The sequence below is a fragment of the Pseudorhodobacter sp. MZDSW-24AT genome (genome assembly GCF_002794355.1).
Taxonomy (GTDB): Bacteria; Pseudomonadota; Alphaproteobacteria; order Rhodobacterales; family Rhodobacteraceae; genus Pseudotabrizicola.
On sequence record NZ_PGOI01000002.1, the window covers coordinates 131,055 to 148,083 of the forward strand.

Annotated in this window: 18 protein-coding genes; 5 read left to right on the plus strand and 13 right to left on the minus strand. The window is 60.6% G+C overall.

Features of this window, described 5'->3' with window-relative positions; translation table 11 throughout:
- Positions 1–24: 24 nt before the first annotated feature.
- The 11 genes from CUR21_RS02310 to guaA all read right to left on the minus strand — a co-directional run bounded on the left by CUR21_RS02310 (position 25) and on the right by guaA (position 11,133).
- Positions 25–1,428 (minus strand): capsule biosynthesis protein, encoded by a 1,404-nt coding sequence (locus CUR21_RS02310; protein ID WP_369802495.1) that lies wholly within the window; start codon positions 1,426–1,428, stop codon positions 25–27.
- A 304-nt stretch (positions 1,429–1,732) separates the two neighbouring features.
- Positions 1,733–2,392, minus strand: coding sequence for an ABC transporter ATP-binding protein (locus CUR21_RS02315; protein ID WP_100195406.1), 660 nt, complete (start codon positions 2,390–2,392; stop codon positions 1,733–1,735).
- Positions 2,393–2,610: 218 nt separating this feature from the next.
- The gene (locus CUR21_RS02320) at positions 2,611–3,243 is read right to left on the minus strand and encodes a TetR/AcrR family transcriptional regulator (RefSeq protein ID WP_100195407.1); all 633 of its coding nucleotides are present in this window, start codon (positions 3,241–3,243) and stop codon (positions 2,611–2,613) included.
- A complete protein-coding gene (gene ppk2, locus CUR21_RS02325; protein WP_100195408.1) occupies positions 3,240–4,115 on the minus strand; it encodes a polyphosphate kinase 2 in 876 nt (291 codons plus the stop codon). Before ppk2 ends, CUR21_RS02320 begins: the two co-directional genes overlap by 4 nt.
- A 45-nt stretch (positions 4,116–4,160) precedes the next feature.
- Positions 4,161–5,111, minus strand: a complete 951-nt coding sequence (locus CUR21_RS02330; protein WP_100195409.1) for an alpha/beta fold hydrolase — start codon at positions 5,109–5,111, stop codon at positions 4,161–4,163.
- Positions 5,086–6,003, minus strand: coding sequence for a homoserine O-succinyltransferase (metA, locus tag CUR21_RS02335; protein WP_100195410.1), 918 nt, complete (start codon positions 6,001–6,003; stop codon positions 5,086–5,088). Before metA ends, CUR21_RS02330 begins: the two co-directional genes overlap by 26 nt.
- A gap of 38 nt (positions 6,004–6,041) precedes the next feature.
- On the minus strand, positions 6,042–6,911 hold the full coding sequence (locus tag CUR21_RS02340; protein ID WP_100195411.1) for an ATPase: 870 nt from the start codon (positions 6,909–6,911) through the stop codon (positions 6,042–6,044).
- Between the two features lie 106 nt (positions 6,912–7,017).
- Positions 7,018–8,154 (minus strand): outer membrane protein transport protein, encoded by a 1,137-nt coding sequence (locus CUR21_RS02345; protein WP_100195412.1) that lies wholly within the window; start codon positions 8,152–8,154, stop codon positions 7,018–7,020.
- A 97-nt stretch (positions 8,155–8,251) separates the two neighbouring features.
- Positions 8,252–9,136, minus strand: a complete 885-nt coding sequence (locus CUR21_RS02350) for a DMT family transporter (RefSeq protein ID WP_198431594.1) — start codon at positions 9,134–9,136, stop codon at positions 8,252–8,254.
- Positions 9,137–9,208: 72 nt separating this feature from the next.
- Positions 9,209–9,487: a putative quinol monooxygenase gene (locus CUR21_RS02355; protein ID WP_100195413.1), complete on the minus strand. Its 279-nt coding sequence runs from the start codon at positions 9,485–9,487 to the stop codon at positions 9,209–9,211.
- Positions 9,488–9,564: 77 nt separating this feature from the next.
- Positions 9,565–11,133, minus strand: coding sequence for a glutamine-hydrolyzing GMP synthase (gene guaA / locus CUR21_RS02360; RefSeq protein ID WP_100195414.1), 1,569 nt, complete (start codon positions 11,131–11,133; stop codon positions 9,565–9,567).
- A gap of 212 nt (positions 11,134–11,345) precedes the next feature.
- Between guaA and CUR21_RS02365 the strand changes: the two genes are divergently transcribed.
- Positions 11,346–12,893 (plus strand): trimethylamine methyltransferase family protein, encoded by a 1,548-nt coding sequence (locus CUR21_RS02365; RefSeq protein WP_100195415.1) that lies wholly within the window; start codon positions 11,346–11,348, stop codon positions 12,891–12,893.
- Positions 12,894–12,935: 42 nt separating this feature from the next.
- On the opposite strand, the gene CUR21_RS02370 is transcribed toward CUR21_RS02365, so the two are convergent.
- Positions 12,936–13,211, minus strand: a complete 276-nt coding sequence (locus tag CUR21_RS02370) for a DUF6477 family protein (RefSeq protein WP_100195416.1) — start codon at positions 13,209–13,211, stop codon at positions 12,936–12,938.
- A gap of 226 nt (positions 13,212–13,437) precedes the next feature.
- On the opposite strand from CUR21_RS02370, the gene CUR21_RS02375 reads away from it, so the two are divergent.
- Both CUR21_RS02375 and lipA read left to right on the plus strand, forming a co-directional pair.
- Entirely contained in the window at positions 13,438–14,556 is a 1,119-nt protein-coding gene (locus CUR21_RS02375) for a DUF6456 domain-containing protein (RefSeq protein WP_100195417.1), read from the plus strand.
- Positions 14,557–14,689: 133 nt separating this feature from the next.
- Positions 14,690–15,640, plus strand: coding sequence for a lipoyl synthase (gene lipA / locus CUR21_RS02380; protein ID WP_100195418.1), 951 nt, complete (start codon positions 14,690–14,692; stop codon positions 15,638–15,640).
- A gap of 147 nt (positions 15,641–15,787) precedes the next feature.
- Here lipA and CUR21_RS02385 read toward each other — a convergent pair whose 3' ends face one another.
- A complete protein-coding gene (locus CUR21_RS02385; protein WP_100195419.1) occupies positions 15,788–16,240 on the minus strand; it encodes a type II toxin-antitoxin system RatA family toxin in 453 nt (150 codons plus the stop codon).
- A 64-nt stretch (positions 16,241–16,304) separates the two neighbouring features.
- Here CUR21_RS02385 and hpt point away from each other — a divergent pair, with 64 nt between their 5' ends.
- Entirely contained in the window at positions 16,305–16,853 is a 549-nt protein-coding gene (hpt, locus tag CUR21_RS02390) for a hypoxanthine phosphoribosyltransferase (protein ID WP_100195420.1), read from the plus strand.
- A complete protein-coding gene (locus CUR21_RS18725) occupies positions 16,850–17,017 on the plus strand; it encodes a hypothetical protein (protein ID WP_198431595.1) in 168 nt (55 codons plus the stop codon). The genes hpt and CUR21_RS18725 overlap by 4 nt, the downstream gene beginning before the upstream one ends.
- Positions 17,018–17,029 lie beyond the last annotated feature (12 nt).

Genomic DNA, 17,029 nt, shown 5'->3' on the forward strand with positions numbered 1-17,029 from the left:
CTGGGGGTTTTTGTTTGCAATGAGTCAGGCGGAAACCTGTTCGCGCAGGATGGCGGCTGTCATCGACACCATCAGATAGATGCCGGCGAACACCAGAAGCGCGACCATGGTGTTCTCGAATGCACGCGGATAAGTCGCCTCATCCGGGGGGATCGGGCTGACAGAGACCGACAGATACCGGACTTGCCGGTTGGCATCCGTGCGCGCGGTTTCCATCGATTGCAGCGATTGCGACAGCAGCAGCTGCCGCGTCTGCACATCCGCCTGTGCCACCAGCAGTTCCGATTGCACCTGTGCCAAAGAGGTGCCGCCTTCACCGCCTTGCGTAAGGCGCGACCGCAGGGTGGCGATTTCGGCCTCGAGTGTGCCGATGCGGCGCCGCAAAGGTTCCATCCGGGCCGCATTGGGAGTGGCATTGGACTCCATCTGCGCAAGGCTCAGACGGTCTTGGCTCAGTTGCGTTTCCAACTGACCGATTTGGGTGGTGATGAGGCTGACTTCGACCTCAGAGGACAAGATCTTGAACTGCTCTTGCAGATCCACAACCTTGCGCTGCGCCGCCAGCATCGCTTGCTCCGCCTGTTCATAGGCTTCCCGCGCGCCTTGCATCTGATCGGCGCGCAAGCGTTGGGTCAGATGATCGACCTGATCCTCTGCATAGCCGATCAGGGCCTGAGAGAAATCGGCCGAGACTTGCGGATCGGCAGCGACTACCTCCATTTTGATGATACCCTCGGTCGGGTCATAGGCGATTTTCACATTGCGTTGGAAAACCTTATAGGCCGCCTCGCGTGACGCATCCGGCGCCAGCCGCTGGATCGGATCGATCTGCGGCTGTGAGAAATGCGCGATGAAATTCTTGTCCTCATCCAGCCGCATCATCGCATCACGAGATTGCAGATAGCCTTGCACGGCAATCGAATCTTGTGAGGTGGCAAATTGAGTGCCTGAAAGCAGGCCGCCCATGCCCTGTGCCCCGGCCGGATCGGCTTGCTGGATCACGAATTCGGCTTTGGTGGCGTAAAGCGGCGTTGCTACCACATAGTAATACCAACCTGCCAGCAGTGTCGGCAGACCAACAAAGAAGAACAGCCGCGCGGCGAGCAGGGCCGACTTGCGGCGACGCCGTTTGGCAAGATCGCGCTGAATGCGTTGGATTTCCGAAAGATGCGCCTCCTCTGCGCGCCTCTCGGTGCTGGGAACCTTGATCGGCCTGATGGTCTGCGGCAACTGGACGGCGTCGCCCGATGCACCAACGGTCAGCGCGCGCGAGCCGTGTTCTGCTTCCGCGCTATCCTCCCGCGACGCTCCCCCCGAGCCAATCAGTTTCATGATGACCGATTTCTGAAACGGGTCGATTCCCGCCGCACGCAACAGCCTGACCGCGTCAAAATCCGACGTGGCGGGCAGGCCATATTTCTGTGCCATCCGCCGGGCCATCCGTAGCTGGCGTCCTGTCAAGCCTTCCTTTCGGATCTGATCCAGATCCATTGGCGCTGCTGGCTCTGCGCGCTGGCCAGAGAGGGGCTGAGCCTCGGCGCCGGCCTCCATCATGGCCGCCATCTGGTCCGGCGCTGTGGGATAGGGCGCATCGCCAAATCCATCGTCACTTGCCGCCGCAGGAGGCGCGACGGTTGCTTGCGGGCGAGGCGGAGGGACAACGGCTTGCACAGGGCGCCGTGGCGCGAGCGTGACGGCGCTTACCGGCTCGGGTCGGTGGAGATGATACCGCTTAACCCTTAGCTTGATAGTCATACAACTGCTTCGCTTCTTCCAGAGTGTCGAATATGTAAAGCTGACCGTTGCGCAGAACCGCGGCCTGTTTACAAAATTTTTCAAGCGTTTGCGCTTGATGGCTGACGATGACCACCGTCGCACTTTGCAGCCGCTCGCGCAGGATGCGCCCCGCCTTTCGGTTGAACTCCACATCCGTGGTGGCAGGCATGCCTTCATCAATCAGATAAATGTCAAATTCCAGCGCAAGCATCAGGGCAAAGGAAAACCGCGCCCGCATCCCTTGGCTGTAGGTGCCCACGGGCATGTCAAAGTATTCTTCAATGCCACACAGCCAGCGGCAAAAGCTTTCCACATAGTCTGGGTCAAGACCATAAAGCCGCGCGACATAGCGGCTGTTCTCGGTGGCGGTGTGCTTGTTGACCACCCCTCCCATGAAGCCCAAAGGAAAGGAGATGCGGCTGGTCCGGGTCACCCGACCTTCATCCGGCTTTTCAAGACCGGCCATCATGTTGATGATGGTGGTCTTGCCAGCACCATTGGGGGCCAGAATTCCCAAGGATTGGCCAAGGTCCACGCGGAAGGACGCCCGATCCAGAATGATCTTGCGCTGCTTGCCGGTCCAGAAAGACTTGGAAACGCCTTCGAACTCGATCACCCGCTGCCCCCGTTCGGGCTTGGCTTCTGCCCTATCCCGTTTTTGTCCTGTGCCAAGCCAGCCTAATGGCCAAGTCTTAATTCGGGCTCTCTTCGTCAAACCTGTGCAAGCTTACCTTGGCTTTCGGGCATCATTATGTCCGACCTCCGCCCGCCGTGGCAAGGCGGACACAAGACCGAGCGCGCGGGGGCACAGGCAAGGCGCCTTCACCGCTCGTCTCAAGACAGCTTTGCGCCGTCCGGGGGCAGCAGTCCCAGACCGCGCAGATAGATCCCGATGCCCGCTTCCAGCAGGTCTTCCGGGGGGAACGGGCTGCGGGTGCCGCCATTGGCGCTGCCGCGCATGTAAAGTTCGACAACACCATGGCTCATTGCCCAGATATGCGCCGAAAACATGGTGGCCGGAGGGCGCAGGCCGGGCGGCAAATGCTCCGACAGGCTTTCTGCCGCGCGCTCCAGAACGGCACGCGCTTTCCCCGCGACCAGCGCCAGATCGGGATGATCGTTCAGGCTCAGCCCTGATTCAAACATCGCCATGTAGTGGCCGGGATATTTTCGCGCAAAAGCCAGATAGGCGCGGCCGGTTGCCTCAAACGCGGCCAAGGCCGTGGGCCGACCGTTGTCGAAGGCAAACTCCATCAGCGCGGCAAAAATTTCGTATCCTTGCCGCGCGACCTCGGCCAGCAGATCCTCTCGCCCGGCAAAATGCCGATAGACGGCCGCTGGGGTCACATCTGCCGCCTTGGCCGCCTCTGACAGCGTAAAGCCGGTGGGTCCCTGTTCGGCAATCAGCCCCAAGGCGGCCTCCACCAAGGCCTGCCGCAGATTGCCGTGATGGTAGCCGCGTTTCACGCGCGGTCCTTGCGCAGATCGGGGCCGCCGCAGATGGCCGGGTCAGGCGTGCCGATCACAGCCATGTCGCGCCCTTTGTAATCGATGGCGCGCAGAATGGTCTGCACCGCCGCAATCCGCGCACGTTTTTTGTCATCCGACAAAATGACCGTCCACGGTGCGAAAGAAAAGTGGCTGCGTGTCATCGTCTCATCGATTGCGGCGCAGTATTCGTCCCATTTGCCCAAGCCGTCGATGTCGATGGGCGACAATTTCCACTGTTTCAACGGGTCCTGCTCTCGGGCAAGGAAGCGCTTCAGCTGTTCGGCTTGCCCGACTTCCAGCCAGATTTTCAGGAAGATGATCCCGTCATCCACCAGCAGGCTTTCAAAACTGGGCAGTTGTGCAAAGAAATGTTCGCGCTGCTCGTCGGTGCAAAAGCCAAAGACATGTTCGATCATGGCCCGGTTGTACCAGCTGCGGTCGAACAAGGCGATTTCACCCTTCGCGGGCAACCAATCGACGTAGCGCTGGAAATACCACTGCGTCGCCTCTCTGTCTGAGGGCTTGGCCAATGCCACCACCGAACAGACGCGGGGATTGAGGTTTTCGCGCAAGGCGCCGATCGTGCCCCCTTTGCCCGCCGCATCGCGTCCTTCGAACACAACCACCAAGCGTTTGCCGGTCGCCTTCAGGTCAGACTGCATCTTGACCAGTTCAATTTGCAGCGCATCCATCTGTGCGCTGTATTCTTTCCCCTTCATCTCCGTGCGATATGGATAAGCAGGATCAAGGATATCGTCCTTCGAGGCGGTCTCGATCGCCTTGCGCACTGATTTCGGGGCCTGCGTCTCAAAAAAGGCGCTGATCGCGCCGTCGAATGGCAATGACATGGCTCGCTCCGTCTGCTGTCGCGCCAAGTATGGCGATTGCCCCTGTCAGCGCAATCCGGCCCGCGCGGCAGCACGGTCGATCGCGGCGATGACCGCGTCAGGATGTGTGTGATGCGGCATATGCCCGACGCCTTCCAGAACGGTGAGATGGCCGTTGGGCAAAATCTGGGTCAAGGGGCGGGAATGGATGTCGAGCGGCACGATGGTATCGGCGTCACCATGCACAAGCTCGACCGGGAGGGTCAGGCGGGCGTAATCGTCCTGCATCGCCTCAACCTGCGGACGCAAGGCATTGATCTGTGCCGCGTTTGTGCCCATCGACCCTTTGCGCAGGATCAGATCGATCCCAAGATGGTCGGCATAGCCCTCTGGCGCTGGCTGTGGCGCGAAGACGCCCTCCACAGCGCGGCGCACAAAACCATGGGTGACAAGTGCCGAAGCGAGCGGCAGCAAGGTTGCGCGCCCAACGGTTGATGCCGTGACGCGATACCAGATGTCCAGCTCTCCGGGCCAAGGCAGCGATGGCGACGACACCAGCACAAGTGCAGCGGGCGGCTCTTGCAAGGCCCAGGCGAGCGCGACGGTCCCGCCATAGCTTTGCCCCAGAACCACTGGATTTTCCACACCAATCTGCGCCACCGCCTGCCGAAGGATATGCGCCTGACCCGCGACACTCGCGTCATGATCGGGCAAGGGGTCTGAATAGCCCAGCCCCGGTCGATCCAAAGCGATCACCCGATACCGGTCAGACAGGCGCTCCATCAAGGCAAAGGTAAACTCGCGCAAATTGCCGTTCGCGCCATGGATCATCACAAGATCCGGGCCGGTGCCCGCCACCTGCAGATGCACCTGCAACCCTTCGACCGATAGAAATTGCCCGGTCGGTGGATGTGACGCGAGCGCCGCGGCCTCGCGCGCAGAAGTGCGCATGGCCGTTGTGGCGATCACGCCAAGTCCGATGAGAGCGGCACTAGCGGCCAATATCTTGCGGGTCATAGGGCGTTGACTGGTAAATCTCGTTGATCCAGTTGCCATATAGCAGGTGCGCGTGACTTCTCCAGCGATTGAGCGGCTTCATCGCGGGGTTGTCATTCGGATAATAATTGATCGGCACATTGATGGTGGTGCCGTTCGCAATATCGCGGTCGTATTCCTGTTTCAGCGTGTCGCTGTCATATTCGAAATGGTTGAAGATATAAAGCGCGCGATGGCTTGGATCTTCCACCAGACAGGGGCCCACCTCATCGCTGCCCAAAAGCGTCCGCAACGCAGGGCGCGCCGCGATTTCAGCTTGGCGTATCTCCGTCCAACGGCTGACCGGGATCACACAATCGTCGGAAAAACCACGCAGAAAAGGGGATGTTGGGTCGAGATTCCGATGGCGGAAGCAGCCGAATGCCTTGTGCTCCAGCAGATGCTTTTGCACGCCGTGGAAATGGTTGATCATCGCCATTCCACCCCAACAGACGCCAAAGGTGGAATGCACATGGGTCTGGGTCCAATCAAAGACAGCGCACAGCTCATCCCAATAGGTGACGTCCTTGAAAGGCAAATGCTCGATCGGCGCACCGGTGATGATCAGCCCGTCGAACTTCTCGTCACGCACATCCTCGAACGGGCGGTAGAAGGCTTCCATGTGTTCGGCGGCGGTGTTTTTCGTCTGATGCTCCGACATGCGGATCAGCTGAAAATCAATCTGCAAGGGCGTCGCCCCGATCAGGCGCGCGAATTGGTTTTCCGTCTGAATTTTCTTGGGCATCAGATTGAGCAGCCCAATTTTCAGCGGGCGGATGTCCTGCCGCGCCGCGCGTTCGGGCGACATGACCATGACGCCCTCGTTCCGCAGAACGTCGAAGGCGGGCAGGGTCTCGGGCAGGGTAATCGGCATGGGACGCTTCCTTTGGAGCGAGGGATGTAGGATCGCGCTCAGCGCCGATCAATGGCGCGGGCGATCAGGCTGTTGAAATCTTGCGGAGTTGCCACGCTGGACACTTCGTCCGCCGTCACCGTCACCCCCCAGCCAGCCATCGCGGCATAGCGCGGCTGACGGTGGGCAAGCGCGCGGGCATAAGTCCAGCGCACGAAATGATCGGGATCGCAGGTTTCCTCAGAGTTTCCGGTGGTTGCGCGATATTCTTTCCACGCTGAATGAAGAAATTCGGGTTGATAATACATGGGCTTGGGCGCCCGGTCAAAGCGACGGGCCAGCTCTGCCGTGTGATCGTCAGATCCCTTGATCCAGACCAGCAAGACCGTTTCCGCCAGTTGCCGCATCACCGGATCCTGCGCGTCGTCAGGGTTGACCACTTCGCAGATCGAACCTGAAGTGTCGCAGATAAAGTTCTGATAGCCGTAAATATTTTCGGCCCTCTGCATGAAATGCGCGGTGTCCAGCATGGCGGACACTTCGGCCCGGCGGTGCTGTTCTTGGCGCAACATGTATTCCGCGAAAGGCAATCCGCCCTTGGCCGGATCGCCCGGCTTGCCCAGATAGGTGGACAGGGGAGCAAGGTTGTCGAAGGTGATGTTGGACGCGATGTAAACCGAATCCGTCATCAACAATTCCCGCAAAAGCGGCACTTTCATCGCTTCGCGCTTGAAATTGTCGGCGATGAACTCGTTCATATAACGGGTTCCGATGCGATAATCGACCGAGTAATGGAACCAGCCGCCTTGATCGGGGCGGCTGTCGCGCAGCATGTTCGACAGATGCGTTTTGCCCAGACCGGACATGCCGAAAAGCAGCACGCGCTTGTGCCCTGCCGCCAGATAGTCTGCCCCGGTCGCGTAGATCATCGCCCAGCCCCTGTGTTTGCCCCCGACAATTACCGCCCACAAGCCGCACCTTCAATGCAAAACCCGCCCCGGTGAGGGGGCGGGCTGAACGCAGATTGGCGCGAGATCAGAAACTGAAGCCAACCCGAAGACCAACCGCAACAGCGCTGTTGCCCGCAAACCGCGCGTTGCCGGTTGTCGCATCTGAAGTAGGTTTCAGAGCATCTGCGTTTCCAATGTCGATGTAACGCACGCCGGCGGTGATCTTCATGTTGTTGTGCGTGTAAGTCCCGCCAACTTGCAAGCTCAGCTGGCCATCGGTCGGGCCGAGGTTGCCAGTGGGAGCGCCGTGGGTTTTCTCATATCCGATCGAGACAGCACCGGAAAAGGCGTCCGAAAACTTGCGCCCGACACCAATATTGTAGGTGATGGTGTCATTTGCATAATCCACCAGTGGGTTCGCCGCGCCAGCATTTGGCGCAATAAGCTTGGTCGAGGTCCAATCGACCCAACGGATCGAGCCAAAGACGAGAGTGTCTGCTGCGACACCGGTCTGGAAGTCAAGTGTCAGCGATTTGGGCAACTCAACGCCTGTGCTGCCATTAAATCCTACAAAACCGCCCTCTGTGAGCACGACGCCCGAAACGGGAAGGTTGTGTGTCGTGTCAGATGAGTAGGTTAGACCGACCCGAAGCGCAATCTCGGGCTTTTCATAGGCGACGCCGATAATGTAGCCCAGATCACGAGTCTGATCGAAGCTCGCGCGATAGAAGTTGACCGGCACTCCGGGTGCGCTTGGCAACGTCGTTGTGCTCAGTGACACGTCACCGCCGATGCCCACAGACTTCAGACCGCCCAGGACAGAGACATTCTCATTGATTTTGTATTTGGCAAGCAACGCCAAGGTGTCGCCACGAAGCTTTGCTGCCGAACCACGAAGAGGGTAGTTCGTCGAAGGATCATACAGCACATCTGCACCATATGATGGGTCCAATGTAAGTCCTAACGACAGGTTTGCGTTGATGTCCGCTTTTACCGCCAGACCAACAGTCGTGTAATCTTTGGTGACGTTGCCAGTGGTCACCGAAGGGACCGCCTTGAGTGCTCCCGAGACCTTCGGTGAAACCGAGCCGAAGCTGAGCTCGGCGTAGTTTCCCTTTTCAAACATGAAGCCCAGTGGCGTGGCAGAGCGTTCAAATCCGCCCGCTTGTGCCGCACCAACGGACACGGCAGCTGCGGCGGCTGCGATCATGATATTCTTCATTTTTTCCTCATCCTGTGCGTAGGATTTTCCCTGCCCTGACGCTATTTGACGCGGGTGTGATGGGTCAATCAATGACGCCGCGTCACAAAGCTTGCATTCAAGCGCGGTGTGGCTTTCGGGTCTCGGCGCGGATGTTGATCCAGTTTGCAAACAGGATCAGTCCCGCGCCGACAAAGAGCAGCGCTTCGATCTGCTCTTGATAAAGCAGGGCGCCCGCAAGCGCCATCAGGGGCAGGCGGGTGAAATCGATGGGCATCACAAATGTGGCTGGCGCCATGCGCAATGCGGAGGTCAGGCACAGATGCGCCAGAACGCCCGTGACGCCAATGACCACAAGCCAAGGCGCGGTGGCAGCGGTGGGCCAAGCGATCTGTCCATCCCACGCGGCGAGGGTTGCACCAAACACGAATTGCATCACCGTCAGCCAGAACAGGATCGACAGGATGGTGACATCGCGTGAGAGGCGTTTGGTGGCAATGTTGGTGGCGGCGAAACAGATGGCGGCTCCGGCGGCGGCCAGGACGCCGATGTTGAGCGCATTGAAGTCGGGGCGCACGACGATCAGGATACCGACAAAGCCAAGACCAGCGGCAAGCGCGCGGGCACCCGTGATGCGCTCGCCCAAGAGCAATGGCGAAAGCAGGATCACCCAGAGCGGCGAGGTGAATTCGATGGCGATCAACTGTGCGAGCGGGATCAGTGTCAGCGCCCAGAACCATAAGTTCTGCCCTGTGAAATGCACCACATTGCGCAAGGCATGGCCACCCAGCCGATCTGTGCGGATGTCGGAGAGTTTGCCCATGGCCGCCGCCGCGCCCAGAACCAGAAAGAAGCTGACGAAAGAGCGTGCCGCCATGATCTCAAACGTGTCATGCGCGCCCTGAAGCTGGCGCCCTGCAATGGCCATGCCGCTAAACGAGACGACTGAGCCCAGCATCCAGAGGGCGGCGGCAAGCGGGCGGGGGGGCGGGGTGCTGGTCATGGGCTTGTTCTGGCGCGTGGCGCCGAGAGTGTCCAGAGCTTGCGGTGCAAGGATCGACCCGCGCAGAAGGGCTCAGTCGCCCAATTCCTCGATCTGGAAATCGCGCAGGATGTGCCGGGTCGCTTCGAACCAGCGGCTGGCACGGGTGCGGGATTGATGGGCGTCAAAATCGGCCCGGGTGCGAAACGTTTCGCGCACGTCCCAGATCATCGGATTGTCGGTCTGGGTGACATCGAAGGACAGGCAGCCCGGCTCGGCCCGGGTCAGGCGGATATGTTCGGGCAAGTGCTGCTGCACGATCTGCGACTCACTGTCTGTCATGCAGATCAAATGGCCTTTGAGCCGGATCATCCGCTTGCCCCTTGGCTGTGCCGGACGAAGGTGGCGCGATTTTTCTGCGAAAAATCGGCGGCGCCCGTCCGGCCTTTTCATTCCAGTTCGATGGTGCCCGGCGGCTTGCTGGTGCAATCGTAGAACACCCGGTTGATGCCTTGCACCTCGTTGATGATCCGGGTCGAGGTTTCGCCCAAGAAATCATGCGTGAACGGGTAGTAATCCGCCGTCATGCCATCGACAGAGGTAACGGCCCGGAGCGCGAGCGCATAGTCATAGGTGCGCCCATCACCCATCACGCCCACCGTCTTCATTGGCAGGATCGCGGCGAAGGCCTGCCAGATCTCGTCATACAGACCGTGTTTCCGGATTTGGTCGATATACACCGCATCGGCCTTGCGCAGGATCTCCAGCTTTTCGGTGGTGATCTCGCCGGGGCAGCGGATGGCGAGGCCGGGGCCGGGGAAGGGGTGGCGGCCGATAAAGCTTGCGGGCAGGCCAAGTTCGCGGCCCAGCGCCCGCACCTCGTCTTTGAACAACTCGCGCAGTGGTTCGACCAGTTTCAGCCCCATCTTTTCCGGAAGGCCGCCGACATTGTGGTGCGACTTGATGGTCACCGAAGGCCCACCGCTGAACGAGACCGACTCGATCACATCCGGGTAAAGCGTGCCTTGCGCAAGGAACTTTGCGCCGCCGACTTCGGTGGCATGTTTCTGGAACACGTCGATGAACAGCCGACCGATCGTCTTGCGCTTGACCTCGGGGTCGCTGACGCCTTCAAGCGCGCCAAGAAACAGCGCGGATTCGTCAGCATGGATCAGCGGCATCTGGTAATGGTCGCGGAACATGGTGACGACCTGCTCTGCCTCACCCAAACGCAGAAGCCCATGGTCGACGAAGACGCAGGTCAGCTGATCGCCGATGGCTTCGTGGATCAGCACGGCGGCCACCGAGGAATCGACACCGCCCGACAGGCCGCAGATCACCTTGGCGTCGCCCACCTGTTCGCGGATCTTGCGGATCGCCTCTTCACGATAAGCACCCATCGTCCAGTCGCCCTTGAAGCCTGCGAGCTTTACGAAATTCTCATACAGCTTCGCGCCCTTGGGGGTGTGGTGCACCTCGGGGTGGAACTGAACGGCGTAGAAATGGCGCGACGGATCGGCAGTGATGGCGAAGGGCGCGTTGGGCGAGGTGCCGAACACCTCGAACCCCGGCGCGATTCGCGAGACATGGTCGCCATGGCTCATCCAGACCTGTTCGCGCCCTCCGGTGGTGTTGGGATCAAACCAACCGTCAAGCAAGGGCAGACCCGACCCTGTCGGGGTGACATAGGCGCGGCCGAATTCCGCGGTGCCATGCCCGCGTTCCACCAAGCCGCCCAAGCAATGCATCATGACTTGCTGGCCATAGCAGATGCCAAGGATCGGCACGCCCATCGAGAACACCGAAGACGGCGGCATCGGCGCGCCCGGTGCAAAGACCGAAGACGGCCCGCCCGAGAAAATCACGGCCTTTGGCGCGAATTCGGCCAGAAAGGCATCGTCCACTTTGTTGAACGGGTGGATTTCACAATAAACGTTCAGCTCCCGCAGGCGGCGCGCGATCAGTTGCGTCACCTGAGAGCCGAAGTCGATGATCAAAAGGCGGTCATGATGGGTCATGCGCCCGCATACGAAGGGTCGCGCAGAATCGCAAGAGGGGAAAGCGCGAGGGCAGGGGCTCTTGCGCCTTGGCATGCATGAAACGGCGGCCCTTTGCTGCCTCCTGCTCACTGCGCAGGCATGTCGTTTTTGGGTGTTAAGTGACGGAAACAGGTCTCGGGTCAGACGGCTTTGGCGGCATAAGGGCGGCAAACACCCAAGGAGGATGAAGCATGAGCGATGTTGCGGTCGAGGGTCGCCGGGCACGCGGCGGCGGCGGTTCCGCACGGCGGGCCGAGCGGACGGCGGTTTCACTGGAAACGGCAAAGTTCATCCAGCGTAACATTCCAAATTTCGAGATTCTGAACGAAGAGGCACTGGCCATCATTGAATGGAATGCCGATACCGTTCTGGAAGAAATCGGCGTGAATTTCGTAGAGAATCCGGCGGCGCTGGCCTTGTGGAAAGCCGCAGGCGCCGATGTGCAGGGCGAGCGGGTGCGAATCCCCCGGGGGCTGGCACGAAAACTCTGCGCCACCGCGCCCTCGCGTTTTACCCAGCATGCGCGCAACCCGGCGCGCAATGTCGACATCGGCGGGCGCAATCTGGTGCTCGCCCCGGTTTACGGCCCGCCTTTCGTGCGCGACAGTGAGGGCGGTCGACGCTACGCCACGATCCATGATTTCCAGAACTTCGTGAAGCTGGGCTATATGTCCAAATGGTTGCACCATTCGGGTGGCACCGTCTGCGAGCCGACGGATGTGCCGGTGAACAAGCGCCATCTGGACATGCTGCATGCGCATATGGTGCTGTCGGACAAGCCTTACATGGGTTCGGTCACCGAACCCAGCCGTGCCGAGGATTCGGTCGAGATGTCGAAGATCCTTTTTGGGTCCGATTTCGTCGATCAGAACACGGTGATGACCTCGCTCATCAACATCAACAGCCCGCTGACCTTTGATGGCATCATGATGGGCGCGCTGGAAGTGTTTGCCCGCGCGGGTCAGGCGGCAATCATCTCGCCTTTCATCGTGGGCGGCGCGATGGCCCCGGTGACGGTGGCGGGCACGCTGACGCAGGTGCTGGCCGAAGTCTTGGCGGGCGTGGCCTATAGCCAGCTGGTGCGCCCCGGCGCGCCGGTGATCTTTGGTGCTTTTGTGACCAGCATCGACATGAACTCGGGCGCGCCCACCTTTGGCACGCCCGAAGCCGCGCATATCACCTATGGCGCGGGGCAACTCGCGCGGCGGCTGAACCTGCCTTATCGCTCGGGCGGCAGCTTCTGCGGATCCAAGCTGCCGGATGCGCAGGCCGCGTATGAGACCGCGAACAGCCTCAACATGGCCCTGTTGGCGGGCGTCAACTTCATGCTGCATGCCTGTGGCTGGCTTGAAGGCGGGCTGGTCAGTTCTTACGAGAAATTCGTGATGGACGCCGATCAGCTGGGCACCTTGCACCATCTGGCGCAAGGCGTGATGATGGACACCAATGGACAGGCGCTGGACGCGCTGCGCGAGGTCGGGCCAGGCGGCCATTTCCTTGGCTGCGCCCATACGCAAGCCAATTTCAAGTCGGCCTTTTGGCGGTCAGATCTGTTCGACTACAAGCCGTTCGAAACTTGGGCCGAAGAAGGCGCGCGCGACACGCAGGCCCTCGCGGCCGAGCGGGTCAAAAAGCAGCTGAGTGACTACCAGCAACCGACGCTGGACCCCGGCATTCGCGAAGCTTTGGATGCTTATGTGGCGCGCAAAAAGGCGTCGATGCCCGACGCCTTTATCTAGATGGGGCAGGGCGGGCGGCGGCCTCATCCTGCCCGCCCGCCGTTACCCGCGCGGAACCAGCTGTGCCTCTGCGAGCAGAGCAATGAGCACCTCGATATGGCGCGCGATTGAATAGGCGGCATCGCCCCGCCGTCGGTTCCGCTCCAGCTTGTCTTCTTGTTCGAGCAACTGGCCAACGGTCGCCTCCGGCGATGCCGGAAGGCTGACCAGACGCCGCAGATCGCGGTCGCGGCGGTAATCGGCCATGCCGAAACGGGCCGCGTGCATCAGCAAGCGGGGGCGGCGCAGATCCTCAAGCAAAGCGCGCAGGTCAGACATGGTTCACCTCGTGATTGGGTCCAAATCAGAATAAATGACGCAACTCTGCGTTGCGATTTCTGTGGATAACCGCGCGCTCGGTTCGAAATCGTTTCACTTTCTTCACCAATCATCCACAGGGCCGCCGCTATCGATCCGGGAAATTAACCAATGCGTAACCGACTCCCTTCAGGTTGTATTAACCATGATTAAGTTAGAGCACCGCAGGGCGGCCCCGGAAACGAAGATGACATCGAACCTGTCCGCTGAGTTAAGCTTTCCCGCATGGCTCCCCGACGACGTCATACTCTATCTCAACCATATCGAGGTCGGAGTGACCTATCGGGAACTGGCCCGCCGCAAAGGGGCGCATGCCTCAACGGTGATGCGCCAGATCCGCCGCTGCGAGGCCCGCCGCGAAGATCCGTTGGTGGATGAAGCCTTGGCCTTGTTGGGCAGCGATTCGATGGTTTCAGATCCAGAGGACGCCAGCGACATGACGCTCACCGTAGCCCCGAAACCCCTGCACATCGACGACGCGACGCTGTCGCGCGAGGCACGTCGCATCCTGCGACGCATGGCCGAACCCGCCGCGGTGCTGGCCATCGCGCCCGATCTGGAAAAGGCCGTGGTGCTGCGCACCTTCCCTGATGGGCAGCAGGCGCGCACAGGTGTGGTCGAACGCGCCGTCGCACAAGCCTTTGCCCTGAAGGATTGGATCGCCTGTCGCAAAAAGGGGCGGGTGACGACCTATGAGATCACGCCCGCTGGCCGCGCCGCGCTCCGACGCCTGATCGATGAAAGCGATCTCGCGCGTCAGGCGCATCACACGGATCTGTGTGAAGCGCCGATGCCTTTCGCAAGCCAGCACCGACTCTGGGACGAGCGCGTGATCGACGAGGGGGGGATCTCGCGAAAGCTGCGCTACAATCTGGCGGAAAGTCCCTTGTCGGTGCTTGGGCGGCGGCGTGACAAGGATGGAAAACCCTTTCTGGAGAACGATCTGATCCGCGCGGCCGAGCGTCTGCGCGAAGACTTCGAGGTGGCGCAGATGGGGCCGCGCGTGGCGCAGAACTGGGAGCGCTTCCTCACCGGGGGGGACCGGGGTGGCTTTCGTCCGGATGCCGGTCACGGAGAAGGCCCGACGCGCGCGCGTGAGCGTGTTGCGGCGGCCCTGCGCGATCTTGGCCCCGGTCTGGGGGATGTGGCCTTGCGCGTCTGCTGCTTCCTCGAGGGGATCGAGACCGCGGAAAAGCGGATGGGCTGGGCGGCGCGATCGGGCAAGATCGTGTTGCGCATCGCCTTGCAGCGCCTGCGCCGTCATTATGAGGACACGACCAGCGAGCGCCGCAACTTCATCGGCTGATCGACCTGCGCGCCTTGCGGCCTGCTTGGCCCTGCCATGCACGGCACGCAAGGCGCTGTCCTTGCAGCGCCGGTTGTGCGCCTCGCCCGTTCGGGCTAGATGTAGTGTCAGGCATGGCTTGGCGGAGGACCCAATGCGCGATCTGACAGTTCCCGATCAGCGGCACCCGGAAAAGGCGCACCGTCCCGACAATGCTCAGCCGAAAAAGCCCGACTGGATCCGCGTGCGCGCGCCCACGTCGGAAGGATACAAGAAAACCCGCAACATCCTGAAAGAAAAGAAGCTCGTCACCGTCTGTGAAGAGGCCGGGTGCCCCAATGTGGGAGAATGCTGGAGCCAGGGCCACGCCACCATGATGATCATGGGCGAAATCTGCACGCGTGGCTGCACCTTCTGCAACGTGGCCACCGGCAAGCCGCAAACCCTTGATGCGTTCGAGCCGGGCCGTGTGGCCCATGCGGTGGCAGAACTGGGGTTGAACCATGTGGTCATTACCTCGGTCGACCGGGACGATTTGGAAGATGGCGGGGCGGAACACTTTGCCCAAACCATCCGTGCCATCCGCCACCGCGCGCCCGCCACAACCATTGAAATCCTGACTCCCGATTTCCTGAAATGCGCGCCCTCCGCCTTGGAAAAGGTGGTCGAGGCGCGGCCCGATGTTTTCAACCACAACCTTGAAACCGTGCCCGGCCTTTACCTCGAAGTCCGCCCCGGTGCGCGCTATTTTCACAGCCTGCGCCTGCTTCAGCGGGTCAAGGAACTCGACCCGACGCTTTTCACCAAATCCGGCATCATGGTGGGCTTGGGCGAAGACCGCGCCGGCGTCTTGCAGGTGATGGACGATATGCGCAGTGCCGATATCGATTTTCTGACCATCGGCCAGTATCTGCAACCCACGCCGAAGCACCACCGGGTTGATCGTTTTGTCACCCCGGATGAGTTCAAAAGCTATGAAACCGCCGCCTATGGCAAAGGCTTCCTGATGGTCTCGGCCACACCGCTCACCCGGTCGTCTTATCACGCAGGCGATGATTTCGCGCGTCTGCGCGACGCGCGCATGGCAAAACTGGGACGCGCTTGATTGAGATAAAGGAGCCACGGGCACATTGCCCTTGCATCTTTCCCAAATACTCCCGCCGGAGGCTTTTGACCTGAGGAGACAGGCCGCAGGCCTGCGACGAGGCACATATGTTGCGCCGCAGGCGCGCCTTCAGATCCCGCGCGGTCCTCAGCGCCGCCCGTAAAGCTCTGCCGCCCGCCGCTCGAAGGCGCGCACGATACGCTGCATGGCTTCGTTGAAGACCACGCCGATGATGCCTTGCAAAATGGCATTCCGGAATTCGAAATCGACAAAGAAATCGACCTCGCAGCCGCCTTCCACCGGGCGGAATTTCCAAGTCGAACGCATATAGCGGAACGGGCCGTCCAGATATTCGGTCTCGATCCGCTGCTCTGCCGGCCACAAGACCACTCGGCTCCCGAACCGCTCGCGGAAAACCTTGAAGCTGATCACCAGATCCGCCTCCATCACCTCAGACCCATCGGCGCGCGGTTGGCGCGATCGGATCCGCGCCGCAGAATTCCACGGCAAAAACTTCGGATAAGACCCCACATCCGCCACCAGATCATACATCTGTTGCGCGCTGTAGGGCAAAAAGCGGGTTTCGGAATGGGTAGGCATCAGCAGGTCCCGTGACTCGGTCCGTGCTTTTCGATAGAAAGCGCGCAGAAATCAAGAGGACGCCATGACGCAACGACCCTATGTGATCGATCAGTTGATCAGCGCCAAATCCATCGCCGCGCGGGTCGAGGACTTGGCGCGCGAGATCACGACGCATTTTTCAGGCACGGACAAACTCGTGGTGGTGGGGCTGTTGCGCGGCTCTTTCGTCTTTATTGCCGATCTGGTGCGCGAACTCGACCTGCCGGTCGAGGTCGATTTTCTGGAAGCCTCGAGCTATGGCGATTCGATGCATTCCTCGCGAGAGGTGCGCATCCTCAAGGACTTGCGCGGCGAAATTGCCGGGCGCGATGTGCTGCTTGTGGAAGATATCGTTGATACGGGCTTCACACTCAGCCATGTGATCCACCTGCTCAAGGCGCGTGAACCTGCCCGACTCAAGGTCTGTGCCTTGCTCGACAAGCCAACGCGCCGGGAAGTGGCCGTGCGCGCCGATTGGACGGGGTTCGAGATCCCCGATGAATTTGTCGTGGGCTACGGCATCGATTTTGCCCAGCGCAACCGGAACCTGCCTTTCATCGGGAAGGTGCGCTTTACCGACGCGGCGGCATGAGCGCGACTTGGCTTTTGCGCATGGCGAAATGGGCGCGCCACCCGCCGTCTTGGGGGCGCGTCAAGCTTGTGGTCGGGGTGGTGCTCTTGTGCGTGCTTGTCTTCGCGGTCGAATCCTTTTTCGGCTGGCCAGACGTGCTGACACCGCAAAAGATCCGGCCATAAGGGGGCTGGCGA